The sequence below is a fragment of the Xanthomonas hortorum genome (assembly GCF_011305375.1).
In the GTDB taxonomy this organism is placed as follows: Bacteria; Pseudomonadota; Gammaproteobacteria; order Xanthomonadales; family Xanthomonadaceae; genus Xanthomonas; species Xanthomonas hortorum_E.
The window spans coordinates 1-22,782 of the sequence record NZ_VCME01000036.1; the positions used below are offsets into that span (position 1 = coordinate 1).

At 56.0% G+C, this 22,782-nt stretch carries 16 protein-coding genes and 2 pseudogenes; 11 read left to right on the forward strand and 7 right to left on the reverse strand.

The window, feature by feature from the left end; translation table 11 throughout:
- Nucleotides 1-490: 490 nt before the first annotated feature.
- Together FFY45_RS21560 and FFY45_RS21565 are read left to right on the forward strand one after the other, a co-directional pair.
- Nucleotides 491-1,006, forward strand: coding sequence for a hypothetical protein (locus tag FFY45_RS21560; protein WP_176341990.1), 516 nt, complete (start codon nt 491-493; stop codon nt 1,004-1,006).
- Nucleotides 1,007-1,332: 326 nt separating this feature from the next.
- Nucleotides 1,333-1,761, forward strand: coding sequence for a DUF5623 domain-containing protein (locus FFY45_RS21565; protein ID WP_255172113.1), 429 nt, complete (start codon nt 1,333-1,335; stop codon nt 1,759-1,761).
- Nucleotides 1,762-2,318: 557 nt separating this feature from the next.
- On the opposite strand, the gene FFY45_RS21570 is transcribed toward FFY45_RS21565, so the two are convergent.
- The 3 genes and pseudogenes from FFY45_RS21570 to FFY45_RS22250 form a co-directional block, all read right to left on the reverse strand.
- On the reverse strand, nt 2,319-2,696 hold the full coding sequence (locus tag FFY45_RS21570; RefSeq protein ID WP_176341992.1) for a hypothetical protein: 378 nt from the start codon (nt 2,694-2,696) through the stop codon (nt 2,319-2,321).
- A 530-nt stretch (nt 2,697-3,226) separates the two neighbouring features.
- On the reverse strand, nt 3,227-5,539 hold the full coding sequence (locus FFY45_RS21575) for a type I restriction enzyme HsdR N-terminal domain-containing protein (protein ID WP_176341993.1): 2,313 nt from the start codon (nt 5,537-5,539) through the stop codon (nt 3,227-3,229).
- A 73-nt stretch (nt 5,540-5,612) separates the two neighbouring features.
- Nucleotides 5,613-5,795: pseudogene (locus tag FFY45_RS22250) on the reverse strand (hypothetical protein); the annotation flags it as partial.
- A gap of 95 nt (nt 5,796-5,890) precedes the next feature.
- On the opposite strand from FFY45_RS22250, the gene FFY45_RS21580 reads away from it, so the two are divergent.
- Nucleotides 5,891-6,655, forward strand: coding sequence for an abortive infection family protein (locus FFY45_RS21580; RefSeq protein ID WP_176341994.1), 765 nt, complete (start codon nt 5,891-5,893; stop codon nt 6,653-6,655).
- A 138-nt stretch (nt 6,656-6,793) separates the two neighbouring features.
- On the opposite strand, the gene FFY45_RS21585 is transcribed toward FFY45_RS21580, so the two are convergent.
- Together FFY45_RS21585 and FFY45_RS21590 are read right to left on the reverse strand one after the other, a co-directional pair.
- On the reverse strand, nt 6,794-7,441 hold the full coding sequence (locus tag FFY45_RS21585; RefSeq protein ID WP_176341995.1) for an Abi family protein: 648 nt from the start codon (nt 7,439-7,441) through the stop codon (nt 6,794-6,796).
- 114 nt (nt 7,442-7,555) lie between these two features.
- Nucleotides 7,556-8,053: a helix-turn-helix domain-containing protein gene (locus FFY45_RS21590; protein ID WP_176341996.1), complete on the reverse strand. Its 498-nt coding sequence runs from the start codon at nt 8,051-8,053 to the stop codon at nt 7,556-7,558.
- A gap of 902 nt (nt 8,054-8,955) precedes the next feature.
- On the opposite strand from FFY45_RS21590, the gene FFY45_RS21595 reads away from it, so the two are divergent.
- From FFY45_RS21595 to FFY45_RS21620, 6 genes are all read left to right on the forward strand, one after another.
- Complete coding sequence (locus tag FFY45_RS21595) at nt 8,956-9,933, forward strand: hypothetical protein (RefSeq protein ID WP_176341997.1); 978 nt, start codon at nt 8,956-8,958, stop codon at nt 9,931-9,933.
- 118 nt (nt 9,934-10,051) lie between these two features.
- On the forward strand, nt 10,052-10,483 hold the full coding sequence (locus tag FFY45_RS22390) for a GIY-YIG nuclease family protein (RefSeq protein ID WP_369333976.1): 432 nt from the start codon (nt 10,052-10,054) through the stop codon (nt 10,481-10,483).
- Nucleotides 10,484-10,570: 87 nt separating this feature from the next.
- Nucleotides 10,571-12,472 carry a hypothetical protein gene (locus tag FFY45_RS21605; protein WP_176341999.1) on the forward strand — a complete coding sequence of 634 codons (1,902 nt, stop codon included), beginning with the start codon at nt 10,571-10,573 and terminating at the stop codon, nt 12,470-12,472.
- Complete coding sequence (locus tag FFY45_RS21610) at nt 12,469-14,214, forward strand: hypothetical protein (RefSeq protein ID WP_176342000.1); 1,746 nt, start codon at nt 12,469-12,471, stop codon at nt 14,212-14,214. The genes FFY45_RS21605 and FFY45_RS21610 overlap by 4 nt, the downstream gene beginning before the upstream one ends.
- Nucleotides 14,215-14,536: 322 nt before the next feature.
- Nucleotides 14,537-15,645 (forward strand): IS3 family transposase gene (locus FFY45_RS21615; protein ID WP_176342001.1). Its coding sequence is split into 2 segments (ribosomal slippage): nt 14,537-14,789 and nt 14,789-15,645, totalling 1,110 coding nucleotides; the frame shifts between segments, so codons are not numbered across the junction.
- Between the two features lie 465 nt (nt 15,646-16,110).
- Nucleotides 16,111-16,968, forward strand: coding sequence for a hypothetical protein (locus FFY45_RS21620; RefSeq protein WP_176342002.1), 858 nt, complete (start codon nt 16,111-16,113; stop codon nt 16,966-16,968).
- Between the two features lie 136 nt (nt 16,969-17,104).
- On the opposite strand, the gene FFY45_RS21625 is transcribed toward FFY45_RS21620, so the two are convergent.
- Together FFY45_RS21625 and FFY45_RS21630 are read right to left on the reverse strand one after the other, a co-directional pair.
- A complete protein-coding gene (locus tag FFY45_RS21625; protein WP_176342003.1) occupies nt 17,105-18,055 on the reverse strand; it encodes an endonuclease domain-containing protein in 951 nt (316 codons plus the stop codon).
- Between the two features lie 271 nt (nt 18,056-18,326).
- Nucleotides 18,327-19,568, reverse strand: coding sequence for a hypothetical protein (locus FFY45_RS21630; protein ID WP_176342004.1), 1,242 nt, complete (start codon nt 19,566-19,568; stop codon nt 18,327-18,329).
- A 558-nt stretch (nt 19,569-20,126) separates the two neighbouring features.
- On the opposite strand from FFY45_RS21630, the gene FFY45_RS21635 reads away from it, so the two are divergent.
- Both FFY45_RS21635 and FFY45_RS21640 read left to right on the forward strand, forming a co-directional pair.
- Nucleotides 20,127-20,621 (forward strand): hypothetical protein, encoded by a 495-nt coding sequence (locus FFY45_RS21635; RefSeq protein ID WP_176342005.1) that lies wholly within the window; start codon nt 20,127-20,129, stop codon nt 20,619-20,621.
- 1,890 nt (nt 20,622-22,511) lie between these two features.
- Nucleotides 22,512-22,782 (forward strand): annotated as a pseudogene (locus FFY45_RS21640) (transposase); the annotation flags it as partial.

Genomic DNA, 22,782 nt, shown 5'->3' on the forward strand with positions numbered 1-22,782 from the left:
CAGTTGCATGGATGACTCCTCACATGAGGCGGGTAGTGTCGCGTATCTGTGGTGCGTTGTTCAGAGCTTCCCTAATGGGTAGCAAATGGCCTCGTACTTCGAGCCGCGTGGAAGTTTGAAGTTCTCTCTATAGCTCGCTGATAGTTTCTGTAGGCCCCTTGATCTTATTGGCTAACAACAGACATGCCGACTCCAGAGCACGCGATCAGCGATGCTACAGCCCGCTTTTAACCCAAAGCTGACATCTCTAGCGCCCTGTTCTAGGGTAAGCATCATGTGCGCCATTCCTACATAAACGTTAGGAGACTGGCGGCGTGGCGGCATGGCGGAGATCGTGCTGTTTTTCGTCACGCGCCTGGCAGGCGCATGACACCCGTCTGAGCGAAGCTGGAAACGGCACTGCCAGTAAGAATTAACCGACGATGACCTTGTTCGGTCCTCAGCTGGTGGTTACGGGTGACGCTGCGCTTACGGACCGTGGAGCAAAGTCATGCATAACGTCGCCGTACCTCCGTCCTCCGTGGACGGCATCAAGCGTCTCGCCAAAACACTCAAGCGCGAGCGCTCCATTCCCCACAATCAAGCTCTCGAAGAAGCTGCTCGCATCGCTGGCTTTGAGAACCTGCGCCATGCGCAACGCCAACTGGCAGGTGGTGTTCATCCAACCTTGTACCCCGTTTTTCTCAGTGCCTACTGGCGTGAGAACGGCCGTGCGGGACGCGAAACCCTGCGAATCGAGCTGGCAAAGCCCTTGGCCCAGGTCGTCCGCAGGAACCAGCTGAACGCCGTGCGTCAACTTGCCGGCTTCCGGCTCTACGCCGACGACCATATCGAGCGGGAACTCGACGTCGAGCGTCAGGACACAGCCCTGCACTATCTGCACGATGCCGCCAGTGCCTTGCGCTTCATCGTCGCTACTGGACTCGTTCCGGTGACCACCCAAGCTATGCATCGCAAGCTGCGCTATCTGCAGAAGATGCCGAGCCACGACCATCCGAGCGAGTGATTCGACCCAGCAAGCGGCTCGTGGCTCTACATGGACGAGCCCTACGATCGCCACGGCCCGGAACTGCTGGATCGTCGGCGGCGCTGGCTGCGCGATTCAAACGCGTCCGTGGTCGCGCCGGCGTGGAAGGGACTCTACGTTCCCGGGCGTCGGTTCCGTATCTCGTCTCCGCCGATGCCGCGCTCCTGGCGCAGCTCTCCCGCCAAGTGGCTACCTTGTCGGGAGAGGCGTCACCACAGCCCTGGGGCGGCGAATCGGACCGTTACGGCACGGCCTTCCTCAGCCCGGCGCGGGAGGCCGCGGGCCTCAAGCCGCGGCGGCGTCCGATGCCTGCATGGCGGGGCGAGGTACGTCGTGGTGCCACTCCCTACGGCAGGTCAATTGGCGGTGCCGCCTCGCGGTGGCGCCCGGCGGTCGCGATGCCGATCGGATTGCAGCTGAAGGTCGGGCCATTGCTACATGGTCTGTGCAACTCGAGGCGACCCAAGCGCGTGCAGGACGCGCTCAGTGTCGTGCGGTCCGAACTGGACAACTGGGTAATGGCCGAGTATCCCGGCGATGCCATGAGCCAAGAGCAGTTTCAGGCCATGTACTACGGCGAATATATAGATCCTGTCGAAGGCGCCGCTGCGCAACTCTGGACCATCGGCGAGGTGCACGCCTTGCTCAGGCAAGGATATGCGGATTGCCCACCGCTGAACTCGCTGCTCAAGCACCTGGAGAAGGCGAGAATCGGACTCGAGAAGTCAGGCTGAGCGGACAGACGACACCCCACGTCCCATGGCTTCCCCCTGCCGTCACGAGGCGGGGGGAAGCTCTGACCAGGCCGGTGGCTGCCGATTGCCGCAGGTCCAACGCAGACTCGTTTCATCGCGCCAGGCAAGCAATCTGAAAAGAAGAGACTGGCAGCATGACGACATTCTCGACCAGGCATGGGCTCTCTCGACCCGACGCGGAGATCACCATCCGACAGGACGCTCCGAGCGAAGTGCGGGACGCGTTGACCACCATTGCCGATAGATGCGGGTTCCGTCCGAGCGCTCTGCGCGAAGTATTGTGCGGAATCCTCTAACGTGCGCCGCACAAGGGAAGCTGGTCGGAGCTCCCGAACATCTACGAAGAGGTTCGTGGATTGCGTCGATGGGTAAAATGCCTGGGCGGGCTGTCGAAGAAAGATGCCTCTCCCGTGGGTCGCCACCGCGATCACAGAGCAGAATGATTCCTGACCAGTAGGCCGATGGAAGGGAGCTCGGCTACTGTGAGATCCGCATTGGCAGCACTGTTGTTGGGGTCACTAGGTAGATGCGCACGCTTAGGGCGTCGTTCCGCCTGGGTTGGGTCCAAGTCCAAGCGCGGCCTCGATAGCGCCCAAGGCAGCTTCGACAGCTGACATGGCATCGTCAAGGGCACCTCGTGCGCGGCCTTTCTCTTCGAGCGTGCCTTTGAGGGACTTCAGGTAGACATGCAGCGCCTCCAGGAGGGCTTCGGCGGCAGCTAGCAGCTCACCCAGCAGCTTACTTAGCCGGACATTGAGCGTTACATAGCCCGCCTTAGATAGTTCGTCAATGACAGTGCGCAGCCGATCAATCAGGCGCTTAACGAGGACCTTCAGGCCAGGCGGATCCAGGTTGCCTAGATGCGCCTCGAGTTCACCAACCACCTCATTGAGAGAATCTGTTAATGCGTTCATTTAATACTCCGTCCTTGAGTGTTCTTAAGGGTAGAACATCGATTGGCTCTGGTATGTCGGGGCGAACCTTACACCTCTGCGCCACTAGTCCTCTGCTTCGGCCCTGTTTGCGCATACAGCGCATGTGCCGGCAGTCTTCAAGGTTCAGCATGTGCGCAATCGCGCCTGTCGTTGCTACCCGCGATTTCACATCGCAACGTCGGAGCGTTTTGACCACATTTCCACTCAATTGTAAGAACTCGCCGGACATTCAAGCCTTGTCCGAGGCACGTCAACTCTGTCAGCGTGCGGCGTAGCCAAAATCAATACATATGCTGGGATACACTCAATGAACGCATTGCGGCGAGTGCGGTGCGAGGGATCGGATCCGTAGCGTTTCAAGTGCAAGCGCTTGGCGCTCCCTTATCTGGAGAGCGCGTGAGGCACGCGCAAGACGTTGCACAGGCCTTGTACTGAAGTAATGCTAGGCAGGACCAGCTGACGCAACTGCAAGTGATGCTGGCCTCGAGTGGCAATCAAGTCCTATATCGTCAGTCGGTGCTCTTCCAATTAGACTGGCAATAGTCATTGAGCACAGTCTCGGCCCACTCGGCGTGCCCCTCAATATGCATGAGATGCTGCAGTGCTTGAGTTGCGCGAGCGAGCAGCGGGACGCTGCCTGACTCAGCTGCCACCCTGACCCAGGCATCTCGCTCATCACGGAAAGCCGTGCTCAAGAGAGTTTCTGTGATTGCCCACGTAACTGGCTCAACCATACCCATGCCGGGGCATGGTACTTGTACAGTGCCGACCTGGAGAGTGTGGTACTCATCCAATTGATCGCGAGGTCTGTGCAGGATCGCTGGGCACTTTCCAACTTCCATCAGAACAGCGGCGGCCGCCTTCACATATTGTGATTGCCTCTTAAAATCTCCAAATATGTTGAACGGCGGGATTTGAGACAGAATCAGCCAAGCACTTTGATCAGCCATGGTCGGCATTTCTTGGTCGTCAAGCTTAATCTTTAAATCTCTAGAACGGTCGTTGCGCTTCCTGACAAGAAGGTTGTTGTCCTCATCCATTTCGAGCTCTATAGTCCCCAGGCTAGGCATCTTTGTGAGCAACTTGACTCCTGGGGTAAGCGCTTGGATTGTAGGTTCCATTTTTAGTAGTGCATTTAAGAGCGGTACTGCTGCAGCGTTGGGAGCGCGTACCATCAACCGATGGACTACTGCGGCACCAATCGCATCTCCAAAGGGCATGCGAGAGCAACGTGCCACTAGCCAACGTGCGGTAACTTGAAAGTCCTTCTTGCCGGACAGCTTCTTTTCAACGGAAGCGTATAGCCGCTCAACGATAGCTGCGGCAAAAAGGGGCGGCAGCCGGACGTAGTACAGTGTCCCGGTAGCGGGCGTGCTTCTGGACTGGAGAATGCCGGCCCGGATCAGAGCGTTGATATCATCCCTGTCGACATGATCGCGCAGCCAATCGCGTTGAACGAAGAAATCATAAATCGATGCCAGAGCCAGATCTTCCGATTTAGAACTGACGATGAAATCCAGATATGCTCGAGCGACGCTCTCGAGGGCGTCGCGGAGATCACCAAGATGCTCAAATCGTTGCTCGGCAATGCAAATCGTCTCCGGCCCCAGAGTGGGGGGCAGCACGGCGAAGCGCTCAGACTTTGCTGCTTCCATCTTGGGCGCGACCGCAGCACGGAGAACCCAAGGGACTCGAAGCTCCGGAGAGAATGAAGAGCCATGCACAAGGTGCCCGCCGAGCTCGACCAAGCGGGCGCGTGCTGCACCAAACTCGTCGTCACTGTAAGGGCCGACAGTGACTACCTTGCTATTGCGACCAAGGCGAGTTTCGTAGCGACGATTGGCGCTAATCCGCCATTCGTCCAGCTCAGCCTCATCGACACCCAGCACTAGACGAACTTTGCCTATCGCGCCACTCAGTATCTCGTCAATCTCAGTACGGAGAATTTCGGATGTGCTTGGTGCGTCAATGCACAGCATGAGGGGCCGCTTGGGATCACTTGCTATTTGCCTCAACCAAGCACGGGTCTGATCAGGGGTGGCCGCCCAGCCAAATTCGGCCGAAAGCACGTTGGATAGGCGGCGGAAGAGCCCCTCGGTGCACGCGGATCCTTCGATGTACACGGGAATCCCCTCTGTGGTTGACTTTGTGGTCACCAGCTCCCGTAGCACCGAACTCTTGCCGCATAGAGGAGCGCCTGACACCAATACTGCGCGATACTTATCTGCCTGAAGGATTGATCGGACTTCATCTGTCGCGGTTCGTGGCACAAGGAAGTCTTCAACAAATGGCCTGCGTCCTATCCAATTGCCGCTCAGGTCGTTGAGCTCAAAGTTGTTGATCGCTTGTGTGGCAGGTAGGCCTAGATCGGTACCGAGCAGCCTCTCAATTGCGTTGGTGACGGATGCCTCTGCAGAGGAAGCAGCAAATTGCAATCGCTGGGCCAGCTCCGAAGCGTTCAATGACGACTCGGATAGCGTGACCCGATCATGGGTGCGCAGGATGCGGGTGTCCGCACCGTTGCTAATTACCACGAGCGGCGCCATGACGAGTGCCGCGTAGGACCAGCCTTGATCTTCATCGTCTGCGGTAAGCGGTAAGCCAGCGCGCTTTAGCTCAAGCACAGCCAGTGGCTTGCCGTCGCGCTCAACCAAGACGTCAGCGCGTCCCGTCACGTAGTCTCGGGTTGATTTCTCAAGAACGTTGTGACCGACACGGACTGTGAAGCGCCGTTGATGCTTGAGTTCTACTCCTGGAAAGATCTGGGCCAGCGTCGCGTCAATGCGCGATTCCAGGTCGGCTTCATTGTTCTGATCCGTCATGCGTTAGCTCCTTCGTTATGACAACTGTGTTGGGCCTTCATTCGTCGAAGCGTCCTCATTCGAGCAATCAGATCGGGCCAATGAGACTTTCGGCGTCGCTCGGCCAGCTCTCGATCTCGGTGGTTGCCATCAGCTGGCCACCCTTCTACATCCTAGTAATCACAACCGGCTTGAGCTTGGCTCGAGCCGCATAGATGACGGTTGTCAAACTTGCAGGGCCGGATGACTCTCCTCGCGAGACTGGAACATATCGAATGCCCTACGTACCGCCATCCACGCGACTAGGGTGTGGCCCATCGGTGTTTAGTGCAAGACTTCTGCAAATGCAACGGAGCGATTATCTTATGGAGCATGATTCCTCAATACTCTGCCACTCCTATGCAGCTTTCACACAAAGCGCAGCTCGCGCTCACTGAAGCACTGGAGGCGTGCTTCAATGCTTCCGATTGGTCCAAGCTAGGAATGGAAATGGGCGTGCCGCAGATGACTCACCCCGAAACTCGGCTGCAGAAGGCAATGCGGTTCAAGGACAGCGACTACGGGGCCGAGGTTGCCAGACTTGTCACCTTTATGGCGACGCAGAAGCCTGACGTGTTGCGCTCCCTATCCACACGACCAAGCCTGAAGGCCTGGCTAGAGCAGTATGCACCGGCTGTCGCACAGGAGCTTGACTTAAGCGTTGTCCACGTGCCAACACCCTCAAGGCGTCAGACTGCTAGCGAAGTCGTTGAGCGAGCGTTGAAGGACGCGGATCACTTACTGCAATCCAATGGTGCCGTCAGTGCGCTGGATCGAGTTCATACCGCCCTCCATGGCTATCTGCTCGATGCCTGCGCCGCAGCTGGTCTGTCGGTAATGCCAGACGCACCGATTGGCTCGCTGTTCAAGATCATCCGGAATGGGCATCCGAGCCTTGTGGCAATGAACAAGCATGATCCGCAGGTCGATGTTGTGCTTGGTTGCCTAGCCGGAGCAGTCACAGCTCTAAACACCTTGCGGAACAATGCATCGGTTGCTCATCCCAATCAGGTACTGCTTGGAGAGAGCGAGGCTATGCTGATGGTGAATTTGGTGCGCACCCTGTTCAACTACCTCGAAACGCGTCTTGAGCACTAAAGGTCCATCTTTTGAGTTCGACCGCATTAGCTGGTTTTCCTGAATGACCTGACGAGCCGCTGCGAGATATCAGCACTGATCTGGAGCGATGGTCTGCACTACGGATGCATGCACCCGATCTTGGCCCTACCTCAGGACTCATTCCTGCGCCAGAGTAATCCCTCCTTCCGGATACACCTGCGGAAAGCGATCGTTCTCGCGACACCATTTCGAGGCAGGCGGCGACAACCACTCAATCAGCTCCAAGATCTCATTGTGATGCTTGCTTAGATTCCAGCTGAGGATCGGTTCGTGATGCGCGATGCGGTTGCGCATGACACGAATACGCGCCAGCGGTCCAGAAAAGCTCTTCCTCTTTAGCCCCTTGGGCGCAGTAGGATCAACGATTCTGTGAAGCGTCTGCTGCCACAGCGTTTCGTAGTCTTTGTTGAACATCGTCGTCCAGAAGCTGAAAGTGAGACTGGCGACCACGCCACCCGCCGTCACAGGCTTTCCCGCTTTGACCAGTTCCTGGATGGCCTTTGATGTCTGCTCGGACTGGTGGGCAGCAAGCAGGATGCCGGCGGCGGCGCCGTACCATTCCTCCCCCTTGGCCTCGGCGAGGACGGTGTGGATGCGGTTGCGCAGCGCCACCTCCAGCGTCTGTAAGGGCGTGTACAGGCTCTCGGAGAGGCGAGTATTGTGCCCGTAAAGGTCGATGGCCCGGCCACGGTCGCCCGCTGCCCATGCCAAGTAGCGGCCAAAGCGTTCCAGCGACAGCGCTTCCTCGAAATTTTCGTGACTCATCCTTCCTGAACGCCTCCGCCGCCGGCTGCTTGCAAAACCACACCCCGTGGGGTAATTTAATTCCGTACACCCCGGTACCGTCTCTGCCCAATAGGCACGCGGCCGGGGTATTTTTTACTTGGATTTTGGCTTTGCTTTCAGGCCGCCCGGCTTTTGGAGTTGAGTCTTCCGCGCAGCCCGTTCCTGCTTTTCTTGCGCAAACTCAGGTTCGAGTGCCTGCACTTTCGTGACCAATCCACTCAGGTCGTAGATATTACTGTTCCAGTCGCCAGCTGCGGTTCTGCGCAGCTGGCGCTGTACCAGCTTGGCGTCCTCAAGCTCCCGGATGTTGTTCTGAATAGTTTTTTCGGTGCAGCCGATGCGCTGGGCCAGTTCCTTTTTGGTCGGGAAGGGCTTCCGCGCCGGTTCGAACCAGTAGTCCAGCAACTGGATGCAGATGTTCATCTGCATAGGATTCAGGCCCAGCCGACGCTGACCTCGAATCAGTATGGAGGGGATGCCAGTGTAGCCATGGCTGTATACGGCTTTGCCCCAAATTTTTTCCGTCGACGAGATCTGTTTGCCCGGCTTGGGGAACTCGATGATTTCGGCTTCTGACTTCTCGCTGGGCATGGCGGCCACCTCAATGTAGTTGAGACGAAGGTACGGCCGCCAGCAGCTGGCTTCAATAGGTTCGGGCGGCTAGGGTGAGGAAAGAAGGACACCCACCCGCATATACGGTATTCCGGTAGTTACGCCATATGGCTGTACGGTCAACGGTGCTTAAGTGGTCATGTGTCGCCCCCACCTGGGAATCCTGGGTTCCCCACCGGTCGGGTGCCAAAATTCCATACCAAGCGGTGGCTATTCCAGCACCTGTGTGCATCGATCAGCCGTTTGCGATGACCCGCCGGATCGACGGACGCGGTTAAGATGGAACTGCTGCTGGCCTCCTTGCAGCAGCCAGGCAAGTGGAATGACTAGCCTCCTTTCAGCCACGACTCGGACGATCCGTTCGGCAAGCACATTCGCAACGAGCTGCTCGCCACGCACCTTGTCACTCGCAAGGGCAACTGCGTCTCTGAATAGTTTTGGCGCCTTTGGTAGAATTTGGTTGCCCTCTCAAGCTAGGCCGGCAGGCACGCCACGAGCCTAACTGCGCTTTCTGTTTCGTTGCGACTCAACTCCCTGCTTCTTGAGCATTATTACGGCACCCTTTGAGCTTCGCTTTTCGCTTTGCGTCGGATTTCTTTGACATTGCCGCTCCTAGCGTGAAGCGTGGTACAGACACCCTCTCAGCAGGTGAGGCCTGTGGTCGCCTCAATCTAAAAGTTGCTTCAATCGAATACCTATTCCGGTTATGACATTCTCGGTCCCGTCCTGCTCGGATCATTCTGGGTCTGGTCGCGTGCTTGCGCTAGCTCCTGCAATCGCGCCTGTTCCTGTGTATCGCGTGCCTGATTTGCCACCAGATACTGTTGTTCGGGAGCCGCCGCCAATGCCTCGCTGTTGGCCCCCTCAAGCTGGACCAGTCCATGTGGAAGAGCGCCGCGGAACGACTGGAAATGGCGTGTCTTCACGCGCTCAATTCGCAGCATCGCGTGGCCGTCCTAGTGGACACGCCGACGCCGGATCGGCTCTGCGAGGATCTTGATCTGATGGTCAGGACATTGCGGGAGGAAAAGTCGGAAACCTACACGGCGTTGCAAGGCGTCGTCAGCGAAGAAGGGGAACTCCAAGATCGCCGCCCGTTCTCGCGAGGTTATCCCAAACCGATGTTGATCCAGGCACAGTCCAAACTGGATGCAATTCCTGAGGCAGCGCTGGAGTCGCTGCGCAAAGAACTGGCGCGGCGGACCCATGGCATGGTGTTGTTTGGAGCGTCGAGGATCACCGAGCACACTGCCTACGAACAGCTGGCCACGGCGCTGGCATTGACGGAACACGCCGGTCCGGCAGCCAGGATCATGCCGCGACACAGAGGCACGCCGGCCAAGGACTGGATGGTGCCGGAGCCGATCAAGCAATTGCCGTTCCTGCCATCGATAGAAAGTGCATACGCACAGGGTTACCGACGCATGCTGATGGATGCCCATTACACGCCGGGCGAAGCTTGGCTGGAGTACGACGACGTACTGTTTATGGGCGCGACGTACGGGAATGACGTTATGGACGTGGCCCTGAACTTTGTCGCCCGTAGTGGGCAGCGCGAGGCAAAGGCACTGCATGGAATCGTCGCAGTGCTCGGGATCCTGCATGTCCATGGCAAGAAAGGCCTGCTCTGCGTCAGCGATCTGTTCGTTCGAGGAGATGCGACAGGCCCAACGGAAATTGAATGGCATGATTTCGAGGAGTTCCTGCGAGCTCATCGGGTACTGCGTTGGGAAGACGAGTTGTCCGCGTTGCTCGACGCCGGTACCGTCACTGCGGCCAGCGTAAAGGAATCTGACCCGCGAAACAGGTATCTCAGCGAGTTCTTCGCGCGACGCGAGCAAATAAAGCAGAAGTCGTAATCGCGATCCAAGCCGGCCCTGCGATGTTGGGCCGGCGCAATTTCGGTGCCGCGCCGCGGTGCCTATCTTTCAGGTACCAATTGCCATGGGAATGTCGTTTCTGGAATACGCATCGGCGATGATTGGTTGCTACTCCGCGTTGCCGCGTGACGAGCGTGAACGCCTGCATGCCTGGGAATCGGACCACCTGGGTGGGCCGGAAAGCTATGGTACGTCGGATTGGCCGGGGTGGGAGAAGTACATTGGTAAGTTCCGACCGCCACAGCCTACGCCCAAAGACACGTTCGGATACGTTTACTTGATTAAGTCGTCCACCGGCTACTGCAAGATCGGGTCGTCCCGTTCCGTGTCAAATCGCTTAAGGCAGTTGCAGTGCGCTAACCCGGAGCCGCTCACGCTCCTCCATCAGTTTGCTTCTGCGAATGCGCAGCAGGACGAACTGTCGCTCCATGCTAGGTTTGCCGAAAAGCGAGTCAGGAACGAGTGGTTTGCGTTGACAGTCGATGATATTGCGCACATATGCGCGTCCATGACCTACGCAAGTGACTAGCGGCTTGCCGCTGCCTCCACTAGAACAGGTGCGCTGGCGGGTGGCAAGCAGGCTCAAATATTCACAGTGCTTAACGAACGAGCAGACATGGACGAATACGAATCCAAGTTGGACAAGTTGGCGTGGCTCTCGTTGACGAAGCCCGGGGCAGTGACACTGGAAGACCTAGGGCTGACGCCGGACGACCTTAGCGCCGCTTGCGAGTTGGTCGAGGGACGGCCGCTGTTTTCGGATCCAGAGGAGGCGAAGGCAAGGGCGGTCAGGCATCTGCAGACCGCTATCATTGCGCCACTGGTACATGCGCCGCCTGAACTATTCCAGGAGTTGCAGCAGTGCCGGACCGAGCCTGGATCGGCGCGCAAGGCCAATCTTCCCGGCCGCGCGTTGGCGCAGCTCCACAATGCAGGCGAGATTGACGCCCTGCGCCTCGCAATCGAAGCGGTTCAAGCCGGAACAAGCAAGCTCGGAGTGGTGTGGGTGCTGTCTGAGAGTTTGCCACTTTTCGATGATATCGATATCCGCAATCTGCTGGTGCTGATTGGTCTGCTGGGTGCGCAGGGCTTCGTGCACGGCGCGGCGGGTGAATGGATGAAACTCCATCCGGCTGCCATCGAACGCGTGGTCGAGGCATGCGTCGCCGTGCCGGGCCCCACGTTGGCGCCGTTGCTGCGGGTGGCGCTGATTCATGGGGTCGGTGCTGACAGGGCTCCCGGGCTGGCTCGCATCCATGCCTTGACGGGTGAACCGAACCAGCTGGTGTCGATGCCGGCTATTGAGGCGATTGGCTACCTTGATTGGAGCGGCGCGGATTCGGCAGACATCGATAAGGCCGTGGAAGTCATCCGCGCAGGCCTGCGCTCGGACGACAAGGCGTTACGCGCAACTGCAGCGAAATCTGGCCTTCAACTGGTGAACACAGCTACTGATAGGCATGCGCTGATCGATGAGATCGCCAAGCTGGATGAGCCCTATGTAGCCGGCCTTGTCGGGGATCACCTTGCGTTTTCCGCTGAACACCTCAGCGTGCAATCCTGGTACCAGGACAAGATCGACCTGCTGGCTGCTAAAACCGCGCAGGATATGAGTTCATCTCACGGGCTTGACCACATTCTGGCGCGACAATACCAATCGCCTGAAAAGGCTAGGTGCCTTGCTTGGTTGGAGGCCTGGGCACTTGCGAATGCTGATAGTGCACCGTCACTTAGCGAGGCGTTTCACGAGTTCTTTCAATCACTGGTGCAAGACCTTGAGGAACTCGGCGCGCTGCTCGCTAGGTGGCTGATGCATGACGATCTTGGGATTCAGAACATGACGAGAAAAATCCTGGGCGAGTTAGGATTGCAGGGCGTGTATGGTCTGGCATTCCCGGCGTTGGTCCTGGATGGCATGACGTCGTCCAGCCTGCGACACTTAGTGCGGCGCACGCTGGCGAACGTCGTTCGCGACGAGCAGAAAGTCTCGCTGGTCTGGTCGCTTACCTGCACGGACTCGGCCGAGACCCGGACGTTTTCCCTGGTGCACGAGGCGATGGCTAACTTCGTTGGCTATGACTATCCGTCGGCGACGAAAGAATATCTGGAGGCGGTGGCCTCCGCAGGGTTGGATTCTCCGCTAGCTAAGCTGGCGAAACAGATCCTCGATTCAATGAGCCGGTACTACGATGCATTTAAGGAGTTGCCGCAAATTGAGGAGTTGCGCCCGCTATCCGAGCAGCAGCACCATTTCGCGAAAGAACACCGACGGCTCATGAACGAGGCGTTCGAGGAAGCGAGCAAGGACTCTATATTCCGGCAGATTGCCACGACAATACCGCTCAAGGCTGGCCGCTCGATGTTCTTCATGCGAAATGGGCAGATGGGAGATAAGGCGCAGATGATATCCACGTCGCATTCAGTAGCTGTTCCGCGAAGCGAGTCGATCGACAAAGTGGGCAGCGACCTGCGGCGTAGGAGATTCATCCTTGCGAAGCCTGAGCCAGAGACGACATGAAGCTCATCATCAAGGAGTTTCTCAGTCAGCTCCGTGAGTCGGGTGAGCTGGATCGCTTGCTCCCGGACCTGCTGGCCCGGATGAAGATCATCCCGATCAGCCGCGCGCAAGTCGGTGTGCGGCAGAACGGCGTGGATATCGCTGCTGTCGGTAAAGACGAGCACGGTGTGAAAACGCTTTTCCTCTTCGTGCTTAAGGTCGGCGACCTGGGACGCCGGGATTGGGATGGCGGGGTCAATGCTGTTCGCGCGACGTTGAATCAAATCCAGGATTCGTATCTACGCTCCTCGGTGAGGTCCGAGCACAGAGACCTGCCGGCGAAGGTGGTGATCTGTTCGACCGGCGACCTGAAACAGGAAGTGCTGCAGGACTACGCCGGCTACGTCGATGGACATGCGAAGGAACGACTGAGCTTCGAGTTCTGGTCCGGTGATCGCCTTGCAGACCTGATCGATGCGCATCTGCTCGACGAGTATGCAATTGACCCATCTGAACGCGCGAACCTTCGTCGCGCCATCGCACTGATCGGCTCCAGGGACTACGACCTGCGCCACGCCTACAAGATTCTGCAGGTGCTGCTGCTCAACAGTCATGACGTCGCAACGGCGCTTAATCCTTCCCGGCGTAAGTTTTTCATACGCCAAGTGAAGACGGCAGCACTGATGCTGGAGATCCTGTTTCGCTGGGCGCGGGAGGAAGGAAACCTACTCAATGCATTCAGAGTTGGGGAAAGGTGCTGCCTGTGGACATGGGAAGCGATACGAATCCGAGGACTCTTCAAATATGGACCTGCGGCCTCCGCATACTGGGATATCTACCAGATCCACAATCGCATTTGCGAGGCATACTTCAATAAGTTGAGACCCTATTTCTTAGTTAGGGATGGGCTTTCTGGCATGGCCCGCGAGAATGCCCTGGTGACCGACAAAGTATTCGAGCAAATAGGGGTCTTGGCTGAGATCGGGCTCGTGCAATTGCAGTCGGAAGAAATGAATGTTGACAGCAAAGATGACGAAGATGCTGCGACCAATGCGACCATGGTCGCGGATGTGTTGGCGGCGCTCATAAAGAACAATCCATCGTCGGGCTCGCCGCGCTACGACGGTAATGCAATCGAATTGTCACTTGCCTTCATGCTGCTCCTTGCAACCAGAAGGCGGGAGGCTGCGAAGCAGTGGCTGGAAGAACTCGCGAATCGCGTATCCTTCGCGTTCTCGACCTCAAAGCACTTCCCGGTCGCCACGGATTCCTTCGACGACTTAGTGGCTCTGGAGGTGGGTAACTTGACTGAAGAGCAAGTCGAAAAGCTAAAAGACCTTAGCACCCTCGCGCCGACGCTCATGTACTGGAGCGTCGTATTCGGTCACGATCAAGTCTATCAGTCACTGCAGGCGGCTCAGGATCGTGCCTTCAAGGGTGTGTGCTTGCAGGCTTGGTATGCGGACGAAAACACCGAGGCATTGCTGTACCGACAAGCCGCGCAGTATGAGAGCGGTACCACGGAGGCGCCTATCAAGTTTCCCGCCGACATTGGCGAACTGATTGCCGTGGAAAAGCAGAAGATGGAGTCAGGAACGATGGTCCATATGGATGCGTTTTCGTCCGTAAAGCGGGGCATGTGGGTACTGGTGGCAGTAGCCTGCCGGCACTACAGAATGCCGTTCCCCTCGCAACTATGGATACCATTCTTGGTCGCCAGGCTGGGGGCGCAGACGCCCGACCAAGGCACGACGACTGCATAGACGGCCTGGATCGATCAACCATCGGATATGGGAGACTCCGCCTTTGAGTTGGCAGGGACGGTTCTTGATGGAAGTTGCTGGACAAACTCGCCAACATCGGGGCAGATTCGTCTGAGGCTCGTTACGCTTGACTGCAACGAGATCAATTGCTTTGAGTCAGCCAAGAAGGCACTGGATGAGTTCGGGCTTGCCTAGAATGCGGAAGTGATCATCGGCTACTCCCACGATGCCACAGTGATGGTGACCCACCCCCTGAAAACTGAGCCACGGTAAAGTAGAGACTTCGGCAGCATGGGCCCCCGTAGCAACGAGGATTCAAGCGATGAAGAAGTCACGATTTACCGAAGAGCAGGTGGCCTACGCGCTCAAGCAGGCCGAGCTGGGGATGGCGGTCGGGGAGATCTGCCGGAAGATGGGCATAGCCGAGGCCACGTTCTACGTGTGGCGCAAGAAATACGGTGGGCTGGGCCCGTCCGAGCTCAAGCGCCTGCGGCTGCTGGAAGAGGAGAATCGCAAGCTCAAGCAACTGGTGGCCGACCTTAGCTTGGACAAGGCGATGCTGCAGGAGGTGGTCACAAAAAAGCTCTGAGGCCTGCCCAACGACGTTCCTGGGTAGGCCAGCTGCATGAGCGTTTTGGGGTCAGCCTGCGCCGCGTATTGCAGATGATGTCGATGTCCCAGTCCAGCTACTCCTACAAGGCCAAGGCGCGGGACTGCAGCGCGGTGCGCATGCGAATGCGGGAGATCGCCTTGAGCCGTGTTCATTACGGGTGCGAGCGGGTTTTCGTAATGCTGCGCCGGGAAGGCTGGCGGGACAACCACAAGCGCATCCATCGCATTTACAAGGAGGAAGGCCTGTCTTTAAGGCATTGTCGGCCTCGTCGCAGTCGCAGTGCACGCCGACGGCAACCGATCAAAGTGGCCACTGCGCCCAATACCCTGTGGGGCATGGACTTCGTCAGTGATGCGCTGTTCGATGGCCCTCGCTTCCGGTTGTTGCCGGTACTGGATCACTTCACGCATGAGTGCCTGGCCATCGTCGTAGACCAGTCCTTGCGGGCCGACGATGTGGCCGAGGCAGTGACCCGGTTGGCCGCTCAACGCGGCAAGCCGGAGGCGATCAAGGTGGATAACGGCAGCGAGTTTGCCGGCAAGGTAATGGACCGCTGGGCGTATGAAAACGGCGTGGAGCTGGACTTCTCCCGCAGAGGGACACCGACCGACAACGCGCTGGTGGAAAGCTTCAACAGGCGCCTGCGGCAGGAGTGCCTGAATGAACACTGGTTCTTGTCACTGGCCGACGCGCGGAGCAAAATCGAAGCGTGGCGGCGCTTCTATAACGAGGAGCGACCCCACAGTGCACTGGCATGGAAAACCCCTGAGGAATTCGCCCGAAATTGCGGGTCCCAAGCGAATTCCCAGGCGCCGTAGAAGGTCGAATTCTCTACTTTCGAATGGCACGGTAATCGGGGGTGGGTCACATCAACTCCGGACTCTAAACCCAATCGCTACTCAGAGCGGGGGGACGTCGATGTGTAGAAAAACCTGGGTGCATCATTATCGATAGCATCATCTTTGCCTGGCAGCGCTGCAGGTTCAGCACAAGCAGGCTGCCTGTCAAGCTAGAGATTCTCAAGGCCCGCTCGCGGGGGTTGTGCGAATTGAGCTGCAGGAGTACAATTAATTCAAGGCCTAGTCCGCCAGAGTTTCGAGCGTCTCAAACAAGACTGTTTTTGTAAGTCGTCTCTTGATTCTGATGCCTTCACCCGATCTCCTGGGCGCGGGCCAAGTAATCGCTCGAATGGCCTGTGCACTCGCTGGAGCTATCGTGTGAAACCTAATCTATCGAATATTTCTTACGCAATCCGTTCCCACGCAGCGAATATGGGATGCGGCATGTCATTAGGCAATGCCCAGCAGCTATGGGCCGCTGCGGCCGGATACAGCACGTTGGCGGCTTATCAATCGGCTCAAGTTAAAGATCGAGAGCCTCAGAATTTAGCCTCGGTACGCCATTTCATCGCAGATATTCCTAAGCTGACCCAGCGAACGCTTGATCTGGGGCTGCCATTGGGAGTGGATTACTTGATTAATCTCTTTTCTGCTGCACTTGCGGATCGAGCCCCAGCAATCGTGTTTCATAGAGATTTGAGCTGCTTAGAGAATAACGCTAAAGCGCGCGTGGAGAGGCTAGTTGCCGACAGTAGCCCTGTGCACCGCGCGATAGCGGAAGCAAATCATGAGGGAATTGTACGCGTCAACGTGAACTTCGATTTGGGATTAAGTTCTGTACTGGTGGGTGACTCTGTCCAAGTGAAGGCATATCCCGAGATCTTGCTTATCCAGGACCCTGAGCGTCCATATGCAGGTACGCTTGTTCGGGCGGAAGCACTAATTAGTATCGATCGTCTCGGTCTTGGTTGCTTCGGTGATGTCACCTGCGAGATTGAGTGGGCCTTCTTGAATGATGGTCGATATGGAGAGGACGATGGAGAGCCGCCGCCGACTACTGAGGCTGAGCTTTACTCTGGCCTGCTTGGAATCCCAGAGCACGAGCTTGGGAACTTGGTTGATGTTGAGCCAGAGGAGCTGACCGGGAATACTGATGAAATGACTTACGGGTTTCGGATCGACTTCAGGCCACATGCGACACCAGAGATGGCCGCGAGGATCTTGCAGAAAAATCACACGTTGATTTTTGAGGTCGATCCAAGCTTCTATGACGGATGCCGCTATGATGGATGGCCGCATTAGCCTGTCACTTTGATAAGGGCGACGTGTCGTCGGGAGTTGACCGAGTTGCTCCTGACGGCACGGACTAGCACAAGTATGCTTGAGTTCTGCTGGGTCAACGTCCCTGCCCTCAGTTTTGAGTAGCACATCAGTTATCTCATAACTCATAACTCTTAAGCCCGATTGATGCGCCAATTGGGTACCAAACATCCTGCCAGCGAACGTGGGCCAAGTCAGTCCCTACAAACGCAGTCTCATCATTGCCTTTTCTGAGAAGTTTCCCGCCAGAAAGGTACTTAAAGACATGTTTGCCCAGGTGCTCTTCACTAAAATCGTCGGGAAAAATAGACCGTAATGAATCAACATACACGGGATCATCAGCAACTAAGTAGAAGTCATTAAATAAATGAGAAAAGCTCATGAGATGCTCGCTTAGCTCTAGAGTGTAAAAATCCTCTGAAATAATGTTAATTCTGATTTCGCCTTTCTCGTATTCTTTTATCGCTCCGTCCAAGTAACCAACTTTCTCTTGCTCCTCTGGAGGGAGAAAAATAAAGGCTGTAATGAAAGATTTTTCGTGGAGCCACTCAACGGCATGGGGGATGAATGCTTCAAGGGACGGGAATTCCAGCGATTTGTTCGGGTGAAGCTCTCTATAAAAGCTGAGTGCTTTTGACATCTGGACAACTAGGAATTGGTAATCGATATACATGGCGCGATATTTTGAAGGTGCCCGCTGTATGCGTTCTTTGTAGATTTGCTGTACTTCTGCGACGCAATCCTCAGCGCTTTTATTTATTTCCCTGCCTGTAAATCTGACTATCGTGTAGCCAGCCCTCGTTAGGTACCTCTGTCTAACTGCATCTTTTTCAAGCTGCTCTCTAGTCGAGTGAAAATCGTGCCCATCCAGCTCAATGATTAAGCGGGCGTCTTTCAAGATAAAATCGACACGATAACGGCTGTGTTTTTCAGGGTCTCCAAACCAATGTTCCTTTTCGATTAAATCAGCCATTTCATTAAGCGCATTATTAAATTTCTCTTCGATAATTGACTGGCCTCGATCCTTATACCAACCGGGCGGTACTTCTGGTTTTCCTGGATATTTCATGATTTCCTTTGAGATATATTGTTATTCCTAACCATTACGACGCGGGCCCAGTGGAGCGCGCCAGAGCTTCTTTGAGCCTTTATAGAGCAAGCTACTCCACACTGGGTCGATCTCGAGCGGATGTATTTGAGTGCGTTGAGAGAATTCACAATCCAAGGATGTGGCGAAAGGTGGTGAGGCAAGATTGGGATTTTGCGGATATTTCAGGATTATCCGTAATTTTAGGGTGGAGCCCGTCGCAGTGGCGGTGGGAGGAGATCAAGCCATGAGCTCATTCGGCTGTCGGCTGGGTGTCATGTGGAACCTGAAACCAAGATCCTCGCTTTTTATGGATATATCGCTCAATGGTCATCGACTGCGCGTCATTCGGATCGAATGATTCCGGAGTGCCACTCTGATGCGCTGCAGTCTCATTGAATGACTGCAACTTAGCTGCCAGTTCATGATCCATGCGGTCACTGTGGGGGGAGGGTCGAGAGGGTGTTTCTCTTGGGGCCTTGAACTGAGTTTCGTAGACAGAGGCGATTAGACCGCCTTCTTGCGGCCGAGGGGACAGCGATAATAGTCCACGATTCCTGTCAGCTTCTGGGAGCTCCATAAGAGCCCTATGATTTGCCTGAAGATCAGCTTTGACGTCGCTCCCCCAGAGGAATTGCTGATCTGGACCCATGAAGAGCGGGGCGCAAGTGCGATGGAGTCGATCAGTTGACAGAAAAACCATGCAGAAAGGGAGGTAGAACAGGTATGCGATGTCGTTAAGATTGGAGGGGCGATCAGCGGATATCTTTCCCGTTGCTAGAGCGACCTCAAAAAAGACCTGGATCTTCAATACGAAGTGGGCATAGGGCGCCAATTTGGCCAATGTAGGTTCACCTGCGGCCTGCCAGTTCTGCAAAATCGGCTCGCGCAGCTCGGCTGGGACCTGGAATTTGTCGACGGCGAACATTAATTGGAGTTTCGGAGGCAGGCTTGAAATTACGAGATTTGCTAAGTCCTTAGCATCTTCAATTGTTTTGCATGAACTCAGGTCAAGGCCGTAGTGCTTTGCTTGGGCGGCGACGTCGTGCAAGCTCAGCGTTCTGAGCTCTTGGCGCCATTGGGTGGCAAACGCACGCTCAATCTCTTCAAACTCCCCCTGTTGCCAGCGACTGAAGGCCTCAGCCTCTGGCATCTTTCTGAAAACTACGCCTGTTTCACCATTAACCTGAACAGGAATGCCTCCGGCGACCATGATTTGACCGGTCATGGGAATCTCCCTTCCCATTAGGTTCTCCAGAACCAGAGTCCGATGATGGACGCTCGGGCCGCCATGCATCTGTGGTGTTTTGAAGGCAATCGAGCCGACGACCTCTTCCGCGGTCCTTCCTCGATTTGCAGGCTTGTCCAAGTCCGCCAACGTCTCCACATAGAAGATGGGGCATGTCACCGGGTAGAAAAAAAAGTCGAATAGCACTGCTTCGTCGACGTTTAGACTTTCCAAGAATGACTTGTCGAAAAGAGCGATAGGTCCCATGTAATTGCCCGTTAACGTTCCTTTCTTTGCATTCTAGACGTCCTTGATCCATCGCGTGGGTGGAAGCCGCTTTCCGCTACGCTTGCTGCGGTCTAAGTTCACGGCAACCATGGAGGGGACGGACACAGCCTGGATTTGCTGCCGGGAAAGGTCGCCCACGCCAGTGTATCAGCGGGGCGGATCAGCCTCCTCGATCAGAACAATTTATTCCTTGGACGCGTCCGCGTCCTAGGTTCTGCTCTGAGGACAGACCTCAGGGTGCTGGACGAATTGCACTATTTATAGGGCCTGAGCGCCAAGGCCAAGGGGATCAACCCGCTGGGCTAACCTGTTGAGCAGGATGGCTCCAGGGCGCATCCTGAAACCGGGCCCTGTGACCCGAATCTGGTCGTGGCGGTCGGAAAGGCCGGGTGGTTGCAGGGCTCTCCGTTGGGCATCGGCTGATGGGCCTTCTGCCGAGGTCGGTTGAGCTGCAGTGTGCAATAGTCCAGTCCGCCAAGTGGCACAATCGGCGGGCGGCCGTGCTTGAGGAAGGATGCATTGAGCGTGAGTTGGTCAATGGATGACAAGCTGGTGGCGCGCTACCAAAAGTACGCCAGTTCAGAGGGGGCCTTAGCCGTCCTGTTTGTGAATAGGTACTTTGACCAGGCCATAGGGCACAGAGTGGATCCTGAAGATTTTCGCCGCCACGGGAAGTCCCCTGACCCACTTCACTTTCGCTTGGTGACCGGAGGGCTGTATCGCCGCACGGTAGTACCCAAGTATCCGCCCAAGACGGATTACACTCTCAATCCCGTGTTCAATGAGCGCGGATACTTGGCCGTCATCCGGGCCCTTACGTGGGAAGCTGCCTACCATGACATTGAGAAGCAGAAGCGGGGCAAGGCACCCTTCTTGAACTTTGAGGTTGCGGGTATTAGCCATGACAGGAGTCGAGGCAGCACAGGGTTCTTTCGTGACGATGCGCTGCTGCAGATCAAGGCGCTGGCGCTCAATCTCCAAGACCTAACCGACCTACTCTGGGACAGCGCATCCGCGCGGGTGGCTGCGTGAGGGGATCAACTGGTGGGCCAAGCACTTTTCCAGCTCAGCAATTCTAGGATGCTGGATATCATGGAACTGGCAACGCCACCTAAAAAACTCGGAATACAGCGTTGGCTGATGGGACTAGAGCCTGCGTGCGTTGATTTTTCGGATTTCCGTAAGCGCATCATTCCAGCCATCCCAATAGCCACCTTGAGCTCGCTGGTTCGCGCTATAAATGTCAAGCTTTTCTGGGAGCTTGATTTCATCAATTGGACGCTTCTCAGAACTAACGTGCTGCGTATGCTCTTCAAGTTGAATGCGTCCTGTAAGAGTTCTGAAACGCTCCCATACAGCTATAGGAATGAATGCTCTTTCCGCAGGAATAGGTTCCCTTATTTATAAAAGGGGTCGATATCGTTAAGCAGCTCAATCAACTCATTGTGTATATCCTGATTACTCATCTGCCGCTCCATGATGATGATTCGTCACTTGAGATTATCAGGTCGGCAAGTGGCTTCCCCAGGCGCTTGTGCGCAGGTCCCAGCCTGTGAGTGCCTTCGAACCGCTGCCGGTAGTCCTGCACCTCCCAGAGCCAGGCCTCCTGGACTTCATGGCCCTGGTTACAAGTACCCATATCAGCCGGTCCCATTCGTAGTTGGTGGGTTTCGGAACCGACGTCACCGTGCTCCCTTTACTTCCCACTCGGGCGGTTTCCCTTTACCTGGTAGCGCCGCCGTCTCGCCTACGTCCGTCGGGTCTGTGCTGTCGGAAGGTCCCGCCGACTCGCGCTTGAACCCCGGGTGGAGACGTTGATACATAGCGCAGCGACCATGTATGTCGGGGCGCCTTTGACGGGAGCGGGTGTCAACAACTTAAGCAAATCTCGGTCGGATGTTTACATCTGGAGCTCTCCGGGCTGCCCAAAATCCTGCTATCTCTGTGTTTCCGCCGTTTGTTGGCAGATTTGGTAGACACAACCGTTCTAGTCAATACTAAATCAAGAATGGTGATATAGCTCCAAGGAGAGCCCCGTTTTCACGGGGCTTTCTATTTTATCGACTGAGTTGACGGTTAAAAAACTCTGAAGCTATATAGCTGTAGAGATATTCGATATCAGCTGATCTGTGGCTAGGCCAGTAGTCCATTTTTTACTGACGGTGAGGATGTGCAGACACTTATTGATCGGCAAGGCTCCCGCTCTTTTGTCTAACGATCTTCTCTATCAATCAGCTCCGCAACAGTGGGTACAGCAGGTAATAAGACTCGAAAAAGCTTGCTGATATCGTCGTACTGTTGCGTTGGAACAGCGCTATTACTGCAGTATGATTGCAGAATTCGCCCGTGGACAATCCTCCTCGGTCGCCGGCACGGAATCGCAGCGCGACTTTGCCAGTCTCGATTTACGACGCCAGGCGCTCGGTAGCCATGGCACAGATGAAGTTGGGGTTGGTTGTCTTGGAATTTTCTAAGTCACGCACTGTAGGCCAGGCCGAGGTCGCAGTCGGAGGATAGCAACACTACAACCACGTAAGTACCAGGACCAACTACGATTAGTTTGTGGCTTTCATGCTCACCAGTAACGTAATTTGGTTCAGGCCGTGCGAGCGATCTCGCAGATGGCAACTACCTTATGTAAGCATCACCCTTGCAGATTGGTATCGCGAAATAATAATGACCGCTGCCTTCGTTCCTTCCTTCTGAGCTGGGCTCTCACTTCATGGAAGTTAGAGGCGAGGATGATCCGAGACATTCGTTTAGTGATCCAGGCATTTGGCTGTGCAACGCCATTATTCTTGGACTTTTACGGCATGCCGGAATGCGCCGCGGTGATTGTTTAGTCCTAGCATCGGTTAGGGAACCTCTGAACAACGCACCATAGATACGCGACACTACCCGCCTCATGTTGAGGAGTGATCCATGCAACTGACGTTCGGTGACGCTGAGGGCCTGGGCAAGCGCAAGCAGACTCGCCGGGAGATCTTCCTGGCCGAGATGGAGCAGGTGGTTCCGTGGCAGCACTTGCTCGGTCTGATCGCGCCGCACTATCCGGTGTCGGGGCGGCCAGGTGGCAGCCATACGCACTGGCGACGATGTTGCGGATTCATCTGCTGCAGCAGTGGTATGCGCTGAGCGATCCGGCGATGGAAGAAGCGCTGCACGAGATTCCGACCTTGCGGCGCTTTGCCCA

Excerpts from the sequence above, each read along its gene's own strand:
- FFY45_RS21620 (WP_176342002.1), top strand. The coding sequence starts at position 16,111 with ATGTCATTAGGCAATGCCCAGCAGCTATGGGCCGCTGCGGCCGGATAC.
- FFY45_RS21575 (WP_176341993.1), bottom strand. The coding sequence starts at position 5,539 with ATGACGGATCAGAACAATGAAGCCGACCTGGAATCGCGCATTGACGCG.
- FFY45_RS22390 (WP_369333976.1), top strand. The coding sequence starts at position 10,052 with ATGATTGGTTGCTACTCCGCGTTGCCGCGTGACGAGCGTGAACGCCTG.
- FFY45_RS21630 (WP_176342004.1), bottom strand. The coding sequence starts at position 19,568 with ATGGGACCTATCGCTCTTTTCGACAAGTCATTCTTGGAAAGTCTAAAC.
- FFY45_RS21565 (WP_255172113.1), top strand. The coding sequence starts at position 1,333 with ATGCCTGCATGGCGGGGCGAGGTACGTCGTGGTGCCACTCCCTACGGC.
- FFY45_RS21590 (WP_176341996.1), bottom strand. The coding sequence starts at position 8,053 with ATGCCCAGCGAGAAGTCAGAAGCCGAAATCATCGAGTTCCCCAAGCCG.
- FFY45_RS21625 (WP_176342003.1), bottom strand. The coding sequence starts at position 18,055 with ATGAAATATCCAGGAAAACCAGAAGTACCGCCCGGTTGGTATAAGGAT.
- FFY45_RS21605 (WP_176341999.1), top strand. The coding sequence starts at position 10,571 with ATGGACGAATACGAATCCAAGTTGGACAAGTTGGCGTGGCTCTCGTTG.
- FFY45_RS21570 (WP_176341992.1), bottom strand. The coding sequence starts at position 2,696 with ATGAACGCATTAACAGATTCTCTCAATGAGGTGGTTGGTGAACTCGAG.
- FFY45_RS21585 (WP_176341995.1), bottom strand. The coding sequence starts at position 7,441 with ATGAGTCACGAAAATTTCGAGGAAGCGCTGTCGCTGGAACGCTTTGGC.
- FFY45_RS21595 (WP_176341997.1), top strand. The coding sequence starts at position 8,956 with ATGTGGAAGAGCGCCGCGGAACGACTGGAAATGGCGTGTCTTCACGCG.
- FFY45_RS21560 (WP_176341990.1), top strand. The coding sequence starts at position 491 with ATGCATAACGTCGCCGTACCTCCGTCCTCCGTGGACGGCATCAAGCGT.
- FFY45_RS21580 (WP_176341994.1), top strand. The coding sequence starts at position 5,891 with ATGATTCCTCAATACTCTGCCACTCCTATGCAGCTTTCACACAAAGCG.
- FFY45_RS21635 (WP_176342005.1), top strand. The coding sequence starts at position 20,127 with ATGGATGACAAGCTGGTGGCGCGCTACCAAAAGTACGCCAGTTCAGAG.
- FFY45_RS21610 (WP_176342000.1), top strand. The coding sequence starts at position 12,469 with ATGAAGCTCATCATCAAGGAGTTTCTCAGTCAGCTCCGTGAGTCGGGT.